Here is a 17199-nt window from a genome sequence, read left to right on the forward strand (position 1 = left end):
CGGCATCAGCGCCGCCGGCATCAGCGCCGCCGGCATCAGCGCCGCCGGCATCAGCGCCGCCGGCATCAGCGCCGCCGGCATCAGCGCCGCCGGCATCAGCGCCGCCGGCAGCGGCACCGGCTCGCCACTGCTCGCGGAACTGCACGCCGATCCCGGGCTGCGGCGTCGACTGATCGCCGTCCTCGGGGCGTCGTCGGCGCTCGGCGACCATCTGGTGGCGAACCCCGAGCACTGCCTGGCGCTGCGCACCGCGTCGGACGGGCTCGCGCCGATCGCCGAGGGTCGACTGGAACTGGTCGGTGACGGCAATCCGGTGGCGGTGCTGCGCAGCGCGTACCGGCTGGCCCTGCTGCGGATCGCGGCGGCCGACCTCACCGGCGGCCGTGCCCTGGAGCAGACCATGGCGGCGCTGTCCGCGCTGGCCGACGCGACCCTGGCCGCCGCGTACGAGATCGCCGTCGACGAGTTGGCGGCCGGCACCGAGCGGCCCCGGCTGGCCGTGGTGGCGATGGGCAAGTGCGGCGGCGGCGAGCTGAACTACGTCTCCGACGTGGACGTGATCTTCGTGGCCGCCGAGGACGCCGACCTGCCCGCCGCGACCCAGGTGGCGACCCGACTGATCTCCGTCTGCGGAATGGTCGCCTGGCCGGTGGACGCCGCCCTGCGACCCGAGGGCAGCCGTGGCCCGCTGGTGCGTACCCTCGCCAGCCACCTCGCCTACTACCGCCGGTGGGCGCGTACCTGGGAGTTCCAGGCGTTGCTCAAGGCCCGCCCGGCCGCCGGTGACCTGCCACTGGCGAAGGAGTGGGTCGACCAGCTCGCGCCGCTGGTGTGGCGGGCCGCCGAACGACCCGAGGCGGTCGAGGACGTCCGCGCGATGCGCCGCCGGATCATCGACAACGTCCCGCCGAAGGAGCTGGAACGCGAGATCAAGCGTGGTCCCGGCGGGCTGCGCGACATCGAGTTCGCCGTCCAGCTCCTGCAACTCGTACACGGCCGTGGCGACGAGACGCTGCGCGCGCCCGGCACCATCCCGGCGCTGCGCGCGCTCGTCGCTGGCGGCTACGTCGGCCGCGCCGACGGCGAGTCGCTGCTGCGCGGCTATCGCTTCCTGCGCGCCGTCGAGCACCGGCTTCAACTCCAGGCCCTGCGCCGCACGCACACCGTGCCCACCGAGCCGGGCGCGCTGCGCTGGTTGGCCGCCGCGCTGGGCTTCACGGCCGTGCCGGGCCGCAGCGCCGTCGAGAGCTTCCGGGCCGACTGGGTCACCCACGCCACCGAGGTACGCCGACTGCACGCCAAACTGCTCTACCGGCCGCTGCTGGAGTCGGTGGCCCGGGTGCCCGCCGACGGGCTCCGGCTCACCCCGGAGGCGGCCCGGCACCGGCTGGAGATCCTCGGTTTCGCCGACCCGGCCGGGGCGCTGCGTCACCTCCAGGCGCTGACCGGCGGGGTGAGTCGCACGGCAGCCATCCAGCGGACCCTGCTGCCGGTGCTGCTGAGCGAGTTCGCCGACGCGCCGGAGCCGGACCGGGGGCTGCTCAACTACCGCAAGGTGTCCGACAAGCTGGGCAGCACCCCCTGGTACCTGCGGCTGCTGCGGGACGGCGGTCCCGTCGCCCGTCGGCTGGCCCGGGTCCTGGCCCTGTCCCGGTACGTCGCCGACCTGCTCGCCCGCGATCCGGAGGCGCTGCGTCTGCTGGCCGAGGAGAACGAGTTGGCACCGCGTCCGCGTCCGGTGCTGCGGGAGGGCTTCCTGGCAGCGGCTGCCCGGCACACCGATCCGGTCGAGGCGACCCGCGCCGTGCGTGCGTCGCGCCGCCGGGAGCTGGTCCGGGTGGCCTGCGCCGACGTGCTCTGCCGGGCCGGCGCACTGGCACCCACCCCGACCCGGGCGGACGGCGGCACGCGGCCGTCGCCGGGGCTGGCCGACATCACCGAGGTCGGTACGGCCCTCGCCGACGTCACCGACGCCACCCTCGCCGCCGCGCTGCGGGCCGCCCGGGCCAGCCAACCGGCCCCGGAAGGGCTGCGGTTCGCGGTGATCGGGATGGGCCGGCTCGGCGGGTACGAGTCGAACTACCTCTCCGACGCCGACGTGCTCTTCGTCTACGACCCGCCCGCCGGCAGCAGCGAGAGCGCGGCCAGCGCCGCCGCGCACGCCGTCGCGGAGGAACTGCGTCGACTGCTCGGCATGCCCGCCCCCGACCCGCCCCTCGGTGTCGACGCCGACCTGCGCCCCGAGGGCCGCCAGGGTCCGCTGGTCCGCAGCCTCGCCGCGTACGCCCAGTACTACGCCCGCTGGTCGCGGGTGTGGGAGGCCCAGGCGCTGCTGCGCGCCCGGTTCGTCTGCGGTGACGCCGACCTGGGCACCGAGTTCGAGGCGATGATCGAGCCGGTGCGGTACCCGGCCGACGGGCTGACCCGCGAGCAGGTCGTCGAGATCCGCCGGATCAAGGCCCGGGTGGAGACCGAACGGCTGCCGCGCGGCGCCGACCCGGCCACCCACACGAAGCTGGGCCGGGGCGGGCTGGCCGACGTGGAGTGGGCCGTCCAGCTCGTCCAGCTCCGACACGCGGGCGCGGTCCCGGAACTGCGTGGCACGCGTACCCTCGATGCCCTCGCGGCGGCCGAGCGGGCCGGCCTGGTCGACCCGGCGGACGCCGCGGAGATGGCCGCCGGCTGGTCCCTGGCCGCGCAGGTCCGCAACGCGTTGATGCTGGTCCGGGGCCGGGCCGGCGACCAGTTGCCCCGGCACGGGGTGGAGTTGGCCGGGGTGGTGCGGCTGCTCGGCCGCGACGACCCGGGGGAGTTCCTCGACGAGTACCTGCGCACCGGCCGTCGCTCCCGCGCCGCCGCCCAGCGTGTGCTGGAGGCGTAGCGCGCTCAGCCGCCGAGGGTGTATTCGCCGGCGCGGGGGACGGTGACGGTGGTCCAGTCGCCGTCGGCGGCGACGGTGGCACCGCCGGAGGCGGCCAGCCAGCGGCTGTGCCGGACGCGGATGGCCACCGGGCCGGCGGTCGGGGCCCGGAAGGTCACCGCCGCGCCGTCGGCGCGGACCAGCTCGGCGGGCGCGGCGACCAGCGGCGTCGGGTCGGTCACCGCCCAGACCCGCCAGTGCGGGCCGGACCACGCCGGCGTCAGGTACGGCAGGCCGCCCTCGACCAGTTCCGCCTCGGCGCGACCCACCCAGGACAGCGGGGCGTCCGGCACCGCCACGTACTGCACGGCGTTCTCGGTCAGCCAGGCCCGGTAGCTGGCCGGCGTCAGCGGAACGCCGGTGCCGGTCGCGCCGGGCACCGTGGTGAAGAACAGCGGGTTGCGGTCGATGTCGGCCTGCCGCAGCCAGCCCCGGGCCAGCGGCACCTCGCCGAGGCGGGCCGCCTCCCAGTAGTTGCGCGTCGGCGGCACCTCCACCCGGCCGGTGAGCCGTTGGCCGGCCAGGAACGCGCGCAGCGGCGCGTGGTAGCCGGGCGCGCTTGTCGGGTCGCCGATGCCCCGCAGGTCGGCGGGGACCACCGGCGGCTGCCAGAAGCAGACGGCCGCCAACAGGACGGCCAGGCCGATCCCACCCAGCAGCCGGGGCGTCGCGCTGCCAGCCGGGGCGTCGGCGGGCCGATCGGTGTGCCGGCGGGCCAGCCGGGCCGACAGCCAGGCCGGCGGACGGGCGGCGGCGGCCAGCACCGGCAGCGCGAACATCGTCGCCAGCCGGGTCGCGTTCAACCCCACCGGCGTGTGCACCGCAGCGGCGGCCAGCACCCCGGCGGCGGCCAGCAGCGCGCCGAACCGCACCGGCCGGTAGGCCACCAGCGCCGCCACCACCAGGCTCGTCACCACCGCGCGCAGGGTGTCGGTCCGGCTGATGTTCATCCAGCCGCCGTCGCCGAAGAGGAGAGCGGTCGCGGCCAGCGGCACGGCCGCCGCGACGCCGAGCGCCAGACCGTCGGCGTACCGGCGGGCGAGCAGCAGCGCCACGCCCGCCAGGCCGACGAACAGACCGGCAACCGGGCTCGTCGCCGAGGCCAGCAGCGCGCCGGCCGCAGCCAGCGCGAGACGCCAACCCGGGGGTACGCGCCGAGTCAGCGCTACCAGTGCCGCCAGCCCGAACGCGACACCCAGGGCGTACGTCACCCGTCCCGACACCAGGTTGCCGGCCAGCGTGACCACGCCGATCAGGCTGCCCAGCAGCGGCCGGGGCACCGGGCTGCGGACCAGCAGCGCGGCCAGCGCCGTGGCCGACGCCACCAGCGCCAGCGCACCGGTCACCCGCACGCCGAGCACCGCCATCACCGGCTGCGACACGAGGCTGTAGCCGAACTGCTGCACCCCGGCGTACCAGCGCAGATCCACCGGAGTGAGACCGTGGGCGGCGAAGAAGTCAGCGCGGGCGACCTGCGCGGACAGGTCCGAGCCCATCAGCGGCAGCGCCAACCAGAGCGCGGCGAGCACGACGGAGCAACCGGCGGCCACCGCCACCACCCGACTGTGCCGCATGCCCACCTCCGTACCGCGACAACCGTACTGGCAGCATGTCCGGCGTGCCCCACCACCTCGCGCGCTGGACCGGACTGGCGGGATCGGCCTTGCTCGCCGTCGCCGCGTTCCTCGGCGGCGCCCTGCCCGACTCACCCCTGCGCAGCAACCCGGTCAGCATCTGGCAGGCGCCGAACGGGCCGCTGGTGCTCGCCGCCTGGCTGGTCGGCACCGCGCTTCTCGCGTACGCCTGGTGGTCGCTGCGCGACAGTGTGCCGTCGACCCGCTGGGCGTTGGTCACCATCGGGCTCTGGCTGCTGCCGCTGCTGATCGCGCCGCCGCTGGCCAGCCGGGACGTCTACGCGTACGCCTGCCAGGGGGCCAGCTACGCCGCCGGGATCAACCCCTACGAGCAGGGTGTCTCCGCGCTGCCCTGCCCCTGGCTGGACACCATCTCGTACATCTGGCGGGACACCCCCGCGCCGTACGGGCCGCTGTTCGTCGTGCTGTCCGGCGCGGTGGTCAAGGCCACCGGCTCGCTGACCGGCGCGATCGTGGTGTTCCGGCTGATCGCCGTGGCGGGGGTCGCGCTGATGGCGGTCAGCCTGCCGGTGCTGGCCCGACGGGTGGGCGTACCAGCCTCCCGGGCGGTCTGGCTGACCCTCGCCTGCCCGCTGGTCGCCGTGCACCTGGTCTCCGGCGCGCACAACGACGCCCTGATGGTCGGTCTGCTGGTCGCCGGGCTGGCCGTCGTCGCCTCCCGGCCCGGTCGCCCCGGTCCGCTGCTCGCCGGTGGCGCGCTGCTCGGTCTCGCCGCCGGCATCAAGGTGACGGCGCTGGTCGTGGTGCCGTTCGCCGCGCTGGCAGCGATCGTCGGCGGGTACTCGATCCGCGCGTTGATCCGCCACGGCGGTTGGGTGGTCGGCGGCGCGGTCGCCGTCGTGGTCGGGGTGACCTTCGCAGCCGGACTGGACTTCGGCTGGGTCGGCGGGCTGGCCCGGGGCGGTGACGTGATCGCCTGGACGTCACCGTCCACGGCGTTCGGGCAGACCATCGGCTACCTGGCGGTGCCCTTCGGCGGGCACGTCGACGCGCTCGCAGTCACCCGGGGGATCGGCGTCGCGGTGCTGGCGGTGCTGCTGGTGTGGCTGTGGTGGCGGGCCCGAACGCGGGAGCCGCTGTGGTACGCCGCCGTGGCGTTGACCGCCACGGTCGCCCTCGCGCCACTCTTCCACCCCTGGTACTGGGTCTGGCCCCTCGCCGTTCTGGCGGCCACCGCCCGGCGTACCGGATGGTTCGTCGTCGTCGCGCTGGTCGCGTCGTTCCTGGTGCTGCCGGACGGCACCGGACTGCCCCGGTACACCAAGACGGTCGGGGCGCCGCTGATGACGCTGTTGGTGATCGTGCTGGTCATCCGGTTGGTACGGTCGGCTCGGGCGGCCCGCCAACCGGTCGCCGCCGACTGAGGGACGGTGTGCCGGTGACCACTCCCGGCGCACCGCCGCCGATCCCCGGCCCGTCGACCGCCCGGTCTGCCCGGTACGCCGGCCTGGTCGGCGCGATCCTGCTCGCCGTCGCCGGGTATCTCGGCGGGGCGCTGCCCGACGCCCCGCTCGGCGCGACGCCGCAGTCGATTTGGCAGGCACCGGGCGGGCCGGCGACGCTGACCTGCTGGTTCGTCGGCAGCGCGCTGCTCGTCGGCGCCTGGTGGTCGTTGCGTGCCGGTGCGCCGTCGGGCCGCTGGGCGTACGTCACCGCCGTGCTCTGGGTCCTGCCGCTGCTGATCGCGCCGCCCCTGGGCAGCCGGGACGTCTACTCGTACGCCTGCCAGGGCTGGACGTACGCGCACGGTGCCGACCCGTACGCCGTGGGGGTGGCCGCAGCAGGTTGCCCGTGGGTGGAGACGGTGGCGCCGATCTGGCGGGACACACCGGCACCGTACGGGCCGGTGTTCGTCCTGCTCGCCGCGCTCGCGGTGGGCGTCGGCGGCGGGCTCACGGGCACGGTCGTGGCGCTGCGGGTGATCGCGGTGGCCGGGCTGGTGCTGGCGGCGTCCTGCCTGCCTCCCCTGGCGCGGGCGGCCGGCGTGCCGACCCGACGGGCGGGCTGGTTGGCGCTGGCCGCGCCGCTGGTCGGCGTGCACCTGGTGGCCGGGGCCCACAACGACGCCGTGATGCTCGGGCTGCTGCTGTGCGGGCTGTTGGTGGTGGTCCGTCGGCCGGGCCGGGCCGTCGCCCTGCTGCTGGCCGGGGTGCTACTCGGGCTGGCGGTGACCGTGAAGGCCAGCGCCGTCGTGGTGGTGCCGTTCGCCGTGCTGGCGGGAGCGTCGGGCCGCACGGTGTTCCGGAGCGGCGTGTGGCTGGGCGGCGGCCTCGTCGCCGCGCTGCTGGTCACCTCGGCGCTGTCCGGACTCGGGTTCGGGTGGGTGGGCGGACTGACCCGCAGCGGGGACTCCGAGCAGTGGACGTCGCCGCCCACCGCCGTCGGCATGGTGGTGGACTACGCGGGTGCGCTGGCCGGGCGCGACCCGCAGGCGGTTCCGGTGGCCCGGACGGTGGCGTTGCTGCTGCTCGCGGTCCTGCTGGTGGCGCTCTGGTGGCGGACCTGGAGCAGGCTGCGGGCCTCGGGTGGACCGGTCTCGGACCGCTGCCGGGTGGCGCTGCGCGGTGCCGGCCTGGCACTTGTCGCCACGGTCGTCCTGTCCCCGGTCTTCCACCCCTGGTACGCGACCTGGCCGCTGGCGCTGCTCGCGTTGACCGCAGCCCGGACGGCCTGGTTCGCGCTGCCGGCGGCGCTGGCGGCCTTCCTGGCGCTGCCCGACGGCACCAACCTGGCCCGCTTCACCAAGGCCCCCGGCGCGGTGGTCATGACCGTGTTGGTCATGACCGTGTTGGTCCTGGCCCTGTTGGTCCTGGCCCTGCCGCGGGCCCTGCTGCTGCGCCGCAGCGACGCCGACACCCCTGGAAGATGGGTGCCGAGGCTGCGGCGTTAGGGCGGGCCGGGCGGGCCGGGCGTGTCGATGCCCGGGTGCTGTCCCCGCACCCGTTGGGGTGGAGGAGGCACCTGTCGAGGCACGTCCTTTGCTCTGCTTCAGCGGAGGCAACACCAGGTGCCCGATTATCGGACGTCCAGGTGTTTCCTCAGCTGAAGCAGAGCAAAGGACGACTGGGACACAGGCCGACCCTCCTCGGAGGAGGCAGCCCGGGGCACTCCGCTCGCTGGTCGCGCCGAGCGCGACCCGACCCGACCCGACCTGGCGAAGCGGGAGCGTGCCAATGCGTCTGGGCCGGCCCCGCGAATCGCGGAGCCGGCCCAGACGGTGGTGCGGTGTGACTGCTCAGCAGTCGTAGTACATGGCGAACTCGTGCGGGGTCGGGCGCAGACGCACCGGGTCGACCTCGTTGGCGCGCTTCCAGTCGACCCAGGTGGAGATCAGGTCGGGGGTGAAGACGCCGCCCTCGAGCAGGTAGTCGTGGTCGGCCTCGAGCGAGTCGAGCACGGCCGGCAGCGAGCCCGGGACCTGCTTGACGTCGCCCCACTCCTCCGGCGGGAGGTCGTAGAGGTCCTTGTCGATCGGCGTCGGCGGCTCGATCTTGCTCTTGATGCCGTCCAGGCCGGCCATCATCATGGCCGAGAAGGCCAGGTAGACGTTCGCCGACGGGTCCGGCACGCGGAACTCGACGCGCTTGGCCTTCGGGTTGCTGCCGGTCACCGGGATGCGGGTGCAGGCGGAGCGGTTGCGCTGCGAGTAGACCAGGTTGACCGGGGCCTCGTAGCCGGGGACCAGGCGACGGTACGAGTTGACCGTCGGGTTGGTGAACGCCAGCAGCGACGGCGCGTGGTGCAGCAGACCGCCGATGTACCAGCGAGCCATGTCGGACAGGCCGGCGTAGCCGGTCTCGTCGTAGAACAGCGGCTCACCGTTGAGCCAGAGGCTCTGGTGGGTGTGCATGCCGGAGCCGTTGTCACCGAAGAGCGGCTTGGGCATGAACGTGGCGGTCTTGCCGTTGGCCCAGGCCTCGTTCTTCACGATGTACTTGAAGAGCTGGAGCTGGTCACCGGCGTGCAGCAGCGTCGAGAACTTGTAGTTGATCTCGGACTGGCCGGCGGTGCCCACCTCGTGGTGCGAGCGCTCCACGGTGAAGCCGGTGTCGACCAGGCGACGCACGATCGAGTCACGCAGGTCGGCGTAGTGGTCGACCGGCGGCACCGGGAAGTAGCCGCCCTTGTAGGCGGTCTTGTAGCCGAGGTTGCCGCCCGACTCTTCGCGGCCGGTGTTCCAGGCGCCCTCGATCGAGTCGATGTAGTAGAACGACTGGTGCGCCGAGGTCTCGTGGCGGATCGAGTCGAAGATGTAGAACTCCGCCTCGGCGCCGAAGTAGGCGGTGTCGGCGATGCCGCTCGCCGCCAGGTACGCCTCGGCCTTCTTCGCGACGTTGCGCGGGTCGCGGCTGTAGGCCTCGCGGGTGAACGGGTCGTGGATGAAGAAGTTCAGCGCGAGCGTCTTCTGCGCGCGGAACGGGTCGATGAACGCGGTCGCGACGTCCGGGAGCAGGAGCATGTCCGACTCGTGGATCGCCTGGAAACCGCGGATCGACGAGCCGTCGAACGCGAGGCCGTCGGTGAAGAGGTCGTCGTTGACGGACTCGACCGGCAGGTTGAAGTGCTGCATCACACCGGGCAGGTCACAGAAACGAACGTCGACGAACTTCACGTCCTCGTTCTTGAGGTATCGCAGGAGTTCCTCGGGATTGGCGAACACACATCCTCCTGGCACGTCCACGGGGTGGCTAGGCTTCTGGCGACGCTAGGGCCGGGGAGTTGCCCGGCCATGTCTTCAGTGTTTCTGCCGTGTTACGTCCCTCGCGGAGCGTCAGGATGCTCCTGTCCGGGCGCTCAACCTGCGGGAACGGCGTACCGGCTGGGTCAGTGTAGTGACACTTGAGGTCATTGGCCCGAATCGGCACGCAGTGGTGACGGCACTCCGAGGGGCCGATCGGGTCGCGGATACCCTTGATCGCTGTGACCAACCCGCACGTCCCGGCAGCGCCGGCCAGCGACCCCACCTTCACCCCGCCGAGCCTGGGGCGGCGCTTCGGAGCGCTGATCATCGACTGGGTGCTCTGCCTGCTGGTGGCCAACATCTTCGCCGACCCGGTACGCGACGGCTGGGCGCCGGTGCTCGTGCTGATCCTGGAGTACGGCATCTTCCTCGGCCTGTTCGCGCAGACCCCGGGCATGTACATCACCAAGGTCCGCTGCGTGAACTGGCACGACGGGGGCCGGATCGGCCTGCTCCGCGCGCTGGCCCGGGGCGTGCTGCTGGCGCTCGTCGTACCTGCGCTGATCATGGACGAGCACCGCCGTGGGGTGCACGACCGCCTCGTCGACTCGGTCGTCGTCGACGCCCCCCGCGCCTGAAGCCAGGCTGCACCGAAAAGAGCCGGACCCGCGGGGGTCCGGCTCCTCTGCGGTGTACGCGTCAGCGTCGCGGCTGACGGGCGCCGCCCGGCGGCCGCATGTTCTTCGGGATCGCGCCCTTGGGCATCTGCGGACGGGCGGTGAGCGCCTTGAGGCGCTTGTCCAGCGAGTTGACGTCCTTGCCGCTGAGCGCGCGGGGCAGCCGCAGCAGCGTCGTGCGCAGCTTGCGGATCGGCAGCTCGCCCTCCTGCTGGCCGATCACGTAGTCGTGCAGCGGGGCGGAGCCGATGACCTTGGCGAGTCGGCGCTTCTCCTGCCCGAGCAGACCGCGTACGCGCTGGGGGTTGCCCTCGGCCAGCAGGATCACGCCCGGCCGGCCGATCACCAGGTGGACCATGTCCATCTGGGTGGTGGAGCTGACGGCCGGGGTGACCCGCCAGTCGCCGCGCATGTTGTCCATGATCTGCGCCGCCGCCCCGGGCTGCCCCTCGGCGGCGTTCATCATCGCCGCATTGGACCGCAGGTTGAGCACGATCAGGACCGCGAGCAGGGCGAACAGGATGCCCAGTGGCAGCCAGATCCAGCTCCAGAGGATCACCGCGACCACGGTGAGCGCGAGCGGGATGAGCACCGCCGCGGCGACCAGCGGCGCGAACCACCGGTCCTGCTTGGCGGTGAACTGGAACACCATCCCGATCTGCTTCAGCCGTTGGCCGAACGAGACCTTCTCCTGGGGCTTTGCCATGTCGCAGAGTCTAGTGGGCCCAGTCGCCCGCGTTGATCCGCGTCCGGGTGCCGCCCGTCCGCGCCGCTGCTGACCGGCCTAGCGTAGGCCAGCTGGCGCTGCTCGGCAGGCCGTCGAATCGGCGTTCCTGCAGGTGATTACAGCCAGGCGATCATCCTGACCGGTGCGGTCTGGCTGAGGTGAACGCTGACGGCGACCCGGCTGCAGCGTCCGGCCAAAGCTGTCACGCAGGCATAAGGCCGTGAACTCGGGCTGATGCGGAGATACGCGCCCACCGCGCGATCGTCAAGCCATCTCCGTCCCGCGCCACACCGAATCGCACGGCAGGAGATGATGACTTAATATGGACAGTTCGTAAAATTGGTGACAATCGCCGCTTACTTATCGCACTCTTGCCGTTTCACGCTTTGCATGATCTGATGTTCAACATCAATGCATCGAACGGGGGAGGTCTTGTTGTATAGCAAAGTGCTCAAGAATTCTGGCAAAGGGCTGATGGCTTTTGTCTTGGCTGCCGCAGGTGTGGCAGCAGTGCAGTTCGGCACAAGCGCACCAGCGCAGGCGGCGAACCGATGCGTGTCAGGTGCCTGGAACGCGCTTGGTGACGGTGAAGTCCTAAAGACCGGTTCCACTGGTGACACTCGGTACCCTGGATCCCTTCACGGTAAGACCATTCGCCTTTACAGCAACCACGCAAACGCATCCGTAATCGCGAAGGCTGAGGGCGCATCTTCGGGTGATGTGATTTCCATAGATCGCTCTAACTTCTCGGTGACTGGTAGTGCCGAGCATTACTTCAAGTCGACGACTCAGATTCAAGCATTGGGAACCTGGGATTATTGCGAGACTCAGGCCAGTTCGAGTGGCACGTTGACCTCGAAGCGAATTGACGGAGCGCATCGGTACGTGCGAGTCTGCCTGCGTCACTCAGGTGCCTTGCAGTGCATGAACGTCTGGTATGGCGACAATGACGACAACGCCGGTGACGTGACGCGTCAGCCTTAGCTATTCCGCTCCTCAGCGGCTCGGCGGCGCTGATCGACAGTTAGCGCCGAGGCGGAAAGGTGCGGCGAGAGCGCTCCCTTCGACGCGCTCCCGCCGCACTGGCCTTCAGGTCAGGACCATCAGCGACCAGCCGCGCGGTCGGTCCGCGCCGCGCGGCTGGTCGCGTACCCCGGCGGTCATCGCACGATCATGACACCCGGGCGCCGCACGGTCCGTGCGGCGCTGTCGGCGGGTCAGCCGGCGGTGGTCACCGTGGTGGCGGCGCGGGCGTCGAGCGCCTGCTGGTAGAGCCGGCCGGCACGGTACGACGAGCGCACCAACGGACCGCTCATCACCCCGGCGAAGCCGATCTCCTCGGCCTCCTCGCGCAGCTCCACGAACTCCTCCGGCTTGACCCAGCGGGTCACCGGGTGGTGCCGGGGGGAGGGGCGCAGGTACTGCGTGATGGTGATCAGCTCGCAGCCCGCCTCGTGCAGGTCGCGCAGCGCCTGCGAGATCTCGGCCCGCTCCTCGCCCATGCCCAGGATGAGGTTGCTCTTGGTGACCAGGCTGTCGGCGCGGGCCTGGCGGATCACGTCCAGCGAGCGGTCGTAGCGGAACGCTGGCCGGATGCGCTTGAAGATGCGCGGCACGGTCTCCACGTTGTGCGCCAGCACCTCGGGACGGGAGCCGAAGACCTCGGCCAACTGCTCGGGGACCGCGTTGAAGTCGGGGATCAGCAGCTCGACGCCGCAGCCGGGCTGCAGGGCGTGGATCTGTCGGACCGTCTCGGCGTACAGCCAGGCCCCACCGTCGGGCAGGTCGTCGCGGGCGACGCCGGTGATGGTGGCGTACCGCAGACCCATCGAGACCACCGACTCGGCGACGCGACGCGGCTCGTCGGCGTCGAATTCGGCCGGCTTGCCGGTGTCGATCTGGCAGAAGTCGCAACGCCGGGTGCACTGGTCGCCGCCGATGAGGAAGGTGGCCTCCCGGTCCTCCCAACACTCGTAGATGTTGGGGCAGCCGGCCTCCTGGCAGACGGTGTGCAGCCCCTCGCGCGACACGAGCCCGCGCAGCTGGGTGTACTCCGGGCCCATCTTGGCCTTGACCTTGATCCACGGGGGTTTGCGCTCGATCGGCGTCTCGGCGTTGCGCGCCTCGATACGCAGCAGGCGACGCCCCTCGGGGGCGGCCGTCGCGGTGCGCGCTGCCTGGCCGGTCGTCGGCGCGGAGTGCTCGATCGTCACAAAAACGAGCCTACGCCGGATGGTGGCCGTCTATGTACGTCAGGCGACCGGCGTCACGCCGCTGATGTTGTGACGCCGAACACCGGTGAGCCGAAAAATGGCGTCACACGCCGGCGGTGGGGGTGTTAGCGTCGCCGGCAACAGCGACGACGGAGCCGAGTAGCACCCCGACCCCGCCAGTGCAGAGAGCCGCCGGTGCTGAGAGGCGGTCTGGCGCCGGGGCGTGAAGACCCTCCCGAGCTGCGGGCAGAACGGCGGCGACGCCTAGTAGAGCCCGCCCGGCTGGCCCCGGTCACCAGGTGACGAACGAGGCCCCCGCTCCGGCGGGGGTGAAGGTGTGGTGGCACCGCGAGGTTCCCGCTCGCCCACACCTCCCTGGGGCTGACGCGACGCTTCGCCACCCAGGGCGGTGAAGCGTGGCGATTGACCGAGGAGCAGCACGCCATGCGACGAACCCTGTCCCACCACCTGGCCGCCCAGATCGGCTCGACCGTGCGTATCGCCGGCTGGGTGCACCGACGCCGACTGCTCAAGTCGGTGGCCTTCCTGATCGTGCGCGACGCGGCCGGCCTGGCCCAGGTGGTCGTCACCGACCCGGCCGTCCGCGCCGAGTTGGAGAGACTGACCGAGGAGACGGTCGTCGAGGTCGTCGGCACGGCCACGTCGAACACCACGGCACCCGCCGGGGTCGAGCTGACCGACCCGACGGTACGTCCACTCGGGCCGCCCGCCGTGCCACCGCCGTTCGACCTGTACCGGCCGGCGCTCACCGCGAGTCTGCCCACCCAGCTGGACAACGCGCCGACCGCGCTGCGGCACCCCACCCGGTCGGCCGCGTTGCGGATCTCGGCGGCGGCGGTGGCCGGGTTCCGGGCCGCGCTCGACGCGCGCGACTTCGTGGAGATCCACACTCCGAAGGTGGTCAGCGCCAGCACGGAGAGCGGGGCGAACGTGTTCGCGCTGGACTGGTTCGGCCGGCCCGCGTACCTGGCCCAGTCGCCGCAGTTCTACAAGCAACTGATGGTCGGCGTCTTCGAGCGCGTCTACGAGGTGGGACCGGTCTTCCGGGCCGAGCCGCACGACACCGTGCGGCACCTCGCGCAGTACACGTCGCTCGACGCGGAGCTGGGCTTCGTGACCGACCACCGGGACGTGATGCGCGTCCTGCGTGACACCGTGGCGCAGATGCTGGGCACGACGGGCGAGCGGGCCGGCGGCGCGCTGGCCGCGCTCGGCGTCACGCCGCCGCAGGTGCCGGCGGAGATCCCGGCCGTGCACTTCACCGAGGCGTTGACGATCGCCGGCGCGCCCGCCGACGAGCCGGACCTCGCGCCCGCCCACGAACGGGCACTCGGCGAGTGGGCGCTGCGCGAACACGGGTCCGACTTCCTCTTCGTCACCGGCTACCCGATGGCGAAACGGCCCTTCTACACCCACCCGGACCCGGCGCAGCCCGCGTACTCGAACGGTTTCGACCTGCTCTTTCGCGGCGTGGAGCTGGTCACCGGGGGACAGCGGCTGCACCGGCACGCCGACTACCTGGCGGCGCTGGCGGCCCGGGGTGAGCCGGTCGAGCCCTACGCCGGCTACCTGGACGCGTTCCGGCACGGCATGCCGCCGCACGGCGGGTTCGCCATCGGTCTGGAACGGTTCGTGGCCCGGCTGGTCGGCGCGGCCAACGTCCGGGAGATCACCGCGTTCCCACGGGACCTGCACCGCCTGACGCCGTGAGCGGGGGCACGGGTCGGCGTCCGGTGACGCCGGCCCGTGCGGGCTCAGACCTCGACGAGGGTGGCGAGGCGGCGCTCGACCACGGGGAGCACGTCGGCGACGGTGATCGGGCGGCCCAGTTCGGCGGTGAGCGACGTGACGCCGGCGTCGCGGATGCCGCAGGGCACGATCCGGTCGAAGTACGCCAGGTCGCAGTCGCAGTTGATCGAGAAGCCGTGCAGGGTGACGCCCCGGGCGACGCGGATGCCGATGGCGGCGACCTTGCGGGCCGGCCCCCGGTCGTCCTCGGGCACCCAGACGCCGCTGCGCCCCTCGACCCGGCCGGCGGTCAGCCCGAACTCGTCGCACACGCCGATGAGCAGGTCTTCCGTCCGGCGGACGTAGGCGACGACGTCCACCGGGTCGGGCAGCCGCAGGATCGGGTAGCCGACGAGCTGACCCGGGCCGTGCCAAGTGATCTTGCCGCCACGGTCGACGTCGACGACGGGCGTGCCGTCCATGGGACGGTCCCACGGCTCGGTGCGCTTTCCGGCGGTGTAGACGCTCGGGTGCTCCAGGAGCAGCACGGTGTCGCCGCGCTCGCCGGCCACCACCGACTCGTGCAGGCGCCGCTGCTCGTCCCAGGCAGCCTGGTAGTCGAGCAGGCCGGCGCGGACGGCCGTCAGGCCGGGGGTCGTCGTCGTCACGGCATCCAGCCTAGTCCCGCGCACGGTTCGAATCCCTGGTGAGACGTCTCACGAGGGACCGGTCAGGGCGATGAGACGCGCCAGAGCCAGACGTCGTCGACCCGTTGCGGCTCGCCGAACAGGGCGGTGGCGGTACGGCGGACCGCCGCCTCGTCGACCTCGAACTTCGCGCCGTGCACCGCGTCGGCGAGGACGACCGTCTCGATCCGCCAGTGCCGCAGGTCGGAGCGGACCTCCGTCCGGGTGCCGTCGGTGATGATCGGCACCAGCCCGGTGCGGCCTGCCTGGTCCATCAGCGCGCTCAGGGTGCGGGGCACCGGACCGATCCGGCCCCGACCGTCGGGCCCGCCCGGGCCGAGGAAGAAGCCGCCGGGGATGGCGAACTCGCCCTGCCGGTGCGACAGGGCGTACGCCTGCCAGCGCTGACCGTCGGGGTAGATGTCGACGGTCAGCGGCGCCGGGGTCAACGTGTTGCCGTCGGAGACGTAGTCGCGCCAGGTGCCGGAGGTGATGAAGCGGGGGATCGGCTCCCGCTCGTCGGTCAGCAGTGGGGTGGGCAGCAGCGGCAGCAGGGCCACCGCGAACCCGATCGCCCAGGCCAGCTCCGTCGAGCGGTGCCGGGGTGGGGAGGTGCGCAACTGCTCGACGGTGTACGCCAGCAGCACCCCGATCACCGGCGCCACCACCAGGGCCAGCCGGGCGGGCAGCGCGGCGTTCACCACCGGCAACTGGCCGAGGACGTCGAACGGCATGAGCAGGTCGGTGCGCCGTCCGTCGACCTTCGCCACCGGCCCGAAGGACAGCAACGCGAAGATCACCGCGACGATGCCCAGCGCCCAGAGCGCGGCCCGGCGGCCGGGGTCGGCGCGTCGCCAGAGCGCGACGAAGCATACGACGGTGAGCACGAGCAGGGGGACGCCGAAGAACGAGTTCTCCTCGGTGGGGTTCGGCGCCAGCGCGGTGCCGAGCCCGGCCTCCCCGGCCAGCGAGCGGCGCGGGAACGCGGCGAAGGCGGCGATGTCCTCGGAGTGGATGACCGGGTCGAAGCCGGTGCCGTGGAACCGTTGCGGTCCCGCGAAGTGCAACCACAGCGGGTACGACAGCAGCACGCCGGCCACCACGGCGGTCACGCCGAGCCCGCGCAGGAAGGTGGGCAGCGCGGCGCGTGCCTCGGCACGGTGGGCGGGGTGCAGCGCCCAGACGGCGACGAACACGCCGAGCGCGAGGGCGGCGAAGAACAGCCCCTCGGCGGCGATCGAGAAGGCCACCGCGACGAGCACGCCGAGGATCACCCCGTCGCGCAGCCAGTGCCCGGGGCGGCGCAGCGCGAACAGCCGCCAGATCAGCAGCGGCACCAACCACCCTGCGGTCCAGTTCAGGTGGGCGTTGGCGTGCGAGACCATGCCGGGGGAGTAGGCGATGAAGAGGCCACCCACGCCGGCGGCGAGGCGGCTGCGCACCAGGTGCCGCGAGAGCAGCCAGTACCAGGCCAGCGCGGTGGCGAACAGGTTCAGGGTGAGGATCACGAGAAACGTCGCCGGCGGTCCGACGAGGTACGTGAGCGGGGCGAAGACCACCGCGTACACGGTGATCGAGGTGTTGACCGCGAGGTTCACGCCGTCCGGGACGTTGATCAGATAGGTGAAGAAGGGGTTCTCGCCGTGGGTGACCGCGTGCCCGCCGAAGGCCAGCAGCCACTCGAAGAGCGCCTGGTCGCTGGAGTTGACGGTGATCGTGCGGACGTTCGGGTCCCGCCACAGCCCACTGGTCACCCAGACGGCGAGCGCGAGCGCCACCAGCGCGACGATCAGGTCGGCCCGGCGGCCCCGGAGGGTACGCGGCGACGACGCTGGTGCGGGCCCGGTGGCCAGCGACGGGGAGGACGGCACGCAGCGGACGTTACCAATCG

12 protein-coding genes are annotated in these 17199 nt (G+C 72.3%); 6 read left to right on the forward strand and 6 right to left on the reverse strand.

The window, feature by feature from the left end; all coding sequences use genetic code 11:
- Positions 1-4: 4 nt before the first annotated feature.
- A complete protein-coding gene (locus tag ABZV06_RS25610) occupies positions 5-2881 on the forward strand; it encodes a bifunctional [glutamine synthetase] adenylyltransferase/[glutamine synthetase]-adenylyl-L-tyrosine phosphorylase (protein WP_355624728.1) in 2877 nt (958 codons plus the stop codon).
- A 5-nt stretch (positions 2882-2886) separates the two neighbouring features.
- Here ABZV06_RS25610 and ABZV06_RS25615 read toward each other — a convergent pair whose 3' ends face one another.
- A complete protein-coding gene (locus tag ABZV06_RS25615; RefSeq protein ID WP_355624686.1) occupies positions 2887-4494 on the reverse strand; it encodes a hypothetical protein in 1608 nt (535 codons plus the stop codon).
- A 44-nt stretch (positions 4495-4538) separates the two neighbouring features.
- Between ABZV06_RS25615 and mptB (ABZV06_RS25620) the strand changes: the two genes are divergently transcribed.
- Both mptB (ABZV06_RS25620) and mptB (ABZV06_RS25625) read left to right on the forward strand, forming a co-directional pair.
- Positions 4539-5939, forward strand: a complete 1401-nt coding sequence (gene mptB / locus ABZV06_RS25620; protein WP_355241470.1) for a polyprenol phosphomannose-dependent alpha 1,6 mannosyltransferase MptB — start codon at positions 4539-4541, stop codon at positions 5937-5939.
- A 14-nt stretch (positions 5940-5953) separates the two neighbouring features.
- A complete protein-coding gene (mptB, locus tag ABZV06_RS25625; protein ID WP_355624688.1) occupies positions 5954-7465 on the forward strand; it encodes a polyprenol phosphomannose-dependent alpha 1,6 mannosyltransferase MptB in 1512 nt (503 codons plus the stop codon).
- Positions 7466-7810: 345 nt separating this feature from the next.
- On the opposite strand, the gene glnA is transcribed toward mptB (ABZV06_RS25625), so the two are convergent.
- Positions 7811-9235, reverse strand: coding sequence for a type I glutamate--ammonia ligase (glnA, locus tag ABZV06_RS25630; RefSeq protein WP_355241476.1), 1425 nt, complete (start codon positions 9233-9235; stop codon positions 7811-7813).
- 260 nt (positions 9236-9495) lie between these two features.
- Here glnA and ABZV06_RS25635 point away from each other — a divergent pair, with 260 nt between their 5' ends.
- Entirely contained in the window at positions 9496-9894 is a 399-nt protein-coding gene (locus tag ABZV06_RS25635) for an RDD family protein (protein ID WP_355624690.1), read from the forward strand.
- A 61-nt stretch (positions 9895-9955) separates the two neighbouring features.
- Here the strand turns inward: ABZV06_RS25635 and ABZV06_RS25640 are convergent, their stop codons facing one another.
- Complete coding sequence (locus tag ABZV06_RS25640; RefSeq protein ID WP_355241481.1) at positions 9956-10639, reverse strand: DUF4191 domain-containing protein; 684 nt, start codon at positions 10637-10639, stop codon at positions 9956-9958.
- Positions 10640-11095: 456 nt separating this feature from the next.
- Here ABZV06_RS25640 and ABZV06_RS25645 point away from each other — a divergent pair, with 456 nt between their 5' ends.
- Positions 11096-11644 (forward strand): hypothetical protein, encoded by a 549-nt coding sequence (locus ABZV06_RS25645; protein WP_355624692.1) that lies wholly within the window; start codon positions 11096-11098, stop codon positions 11642-11644.
- A 233-nt stretch (positions 11645-11877) separates the two neighbouring features.
- Here the strand turns inward: ABZV06_RS25645 and lipA are convergent, their stop codons facing one another.
- A complete protein-coding gene (lipA, locus tag ABZV06_RS25650; protein ID WP_355241488.1) occupies positions 11878-12873 on the reverse strand; it encodes a lipoyl synthase in 996 nt (331 codons plus the stop codon).
- Positions 12874-13317: 444 nt separating this feature from the next.
- Between lipA and aspS the strand changes: the two genes are divergently transcribed.
- Entirely contained in the window at positions 13318-14604 is a 1287-nt protein-coding gene (gene aspS / locus ABZV06_RS25655; RefSeq protein ID WP_355624694.1) for an aspartate--tRNA(Asn) ligase, read from the forward strand.
- Between the two features lie 44 nt (positions 14605-14648).
- Here the strand turns inward: aspS and lipB are convergent, their stop codons facing one another.
- Both lipB and ABZV06_RS25665 read right to left on the reverse strand, forming a co-directional pair.
- Positions 14649-15290 carry a lipoyl(octanoyl) transferase LipB gene (gene lipB / locus ABZV06_RS25660; protein ID WP_355241494.1) on the reverse strand — a complete coding sequence of 214 codons (642 nt, stop codon included), beginning with the start codon at positions 15288-15290 and terminating at the stop codon, positions 14649-14651.
- A gap of 62 nt (positions 15291-15352) precedes the next feature.
- Positions 15353-17179 (reverse strand): DUF2079 domain-containing protein, encoded by a 1827-nt coding sequence (locus ABZV06_RS25665; protein ID WP_355624695.1) that lies wholly within the window; start codon positions 17177-17179, stop codon positions 15353-15355.
- Positions 17180-17199 lie beyond the last annotated feature (20 nt).

The sequence above is a fragment of the Micromonospora sp. NPDC005172 genome (assembly GCF_040608555.1).
In the GTDB taxonomy this organism is placed as follows: domain Bacteria; phylum Actinomycetota; class Actinomycetes; order Mycobacteriales; family Micromonosporaceae; genus Micromonospora.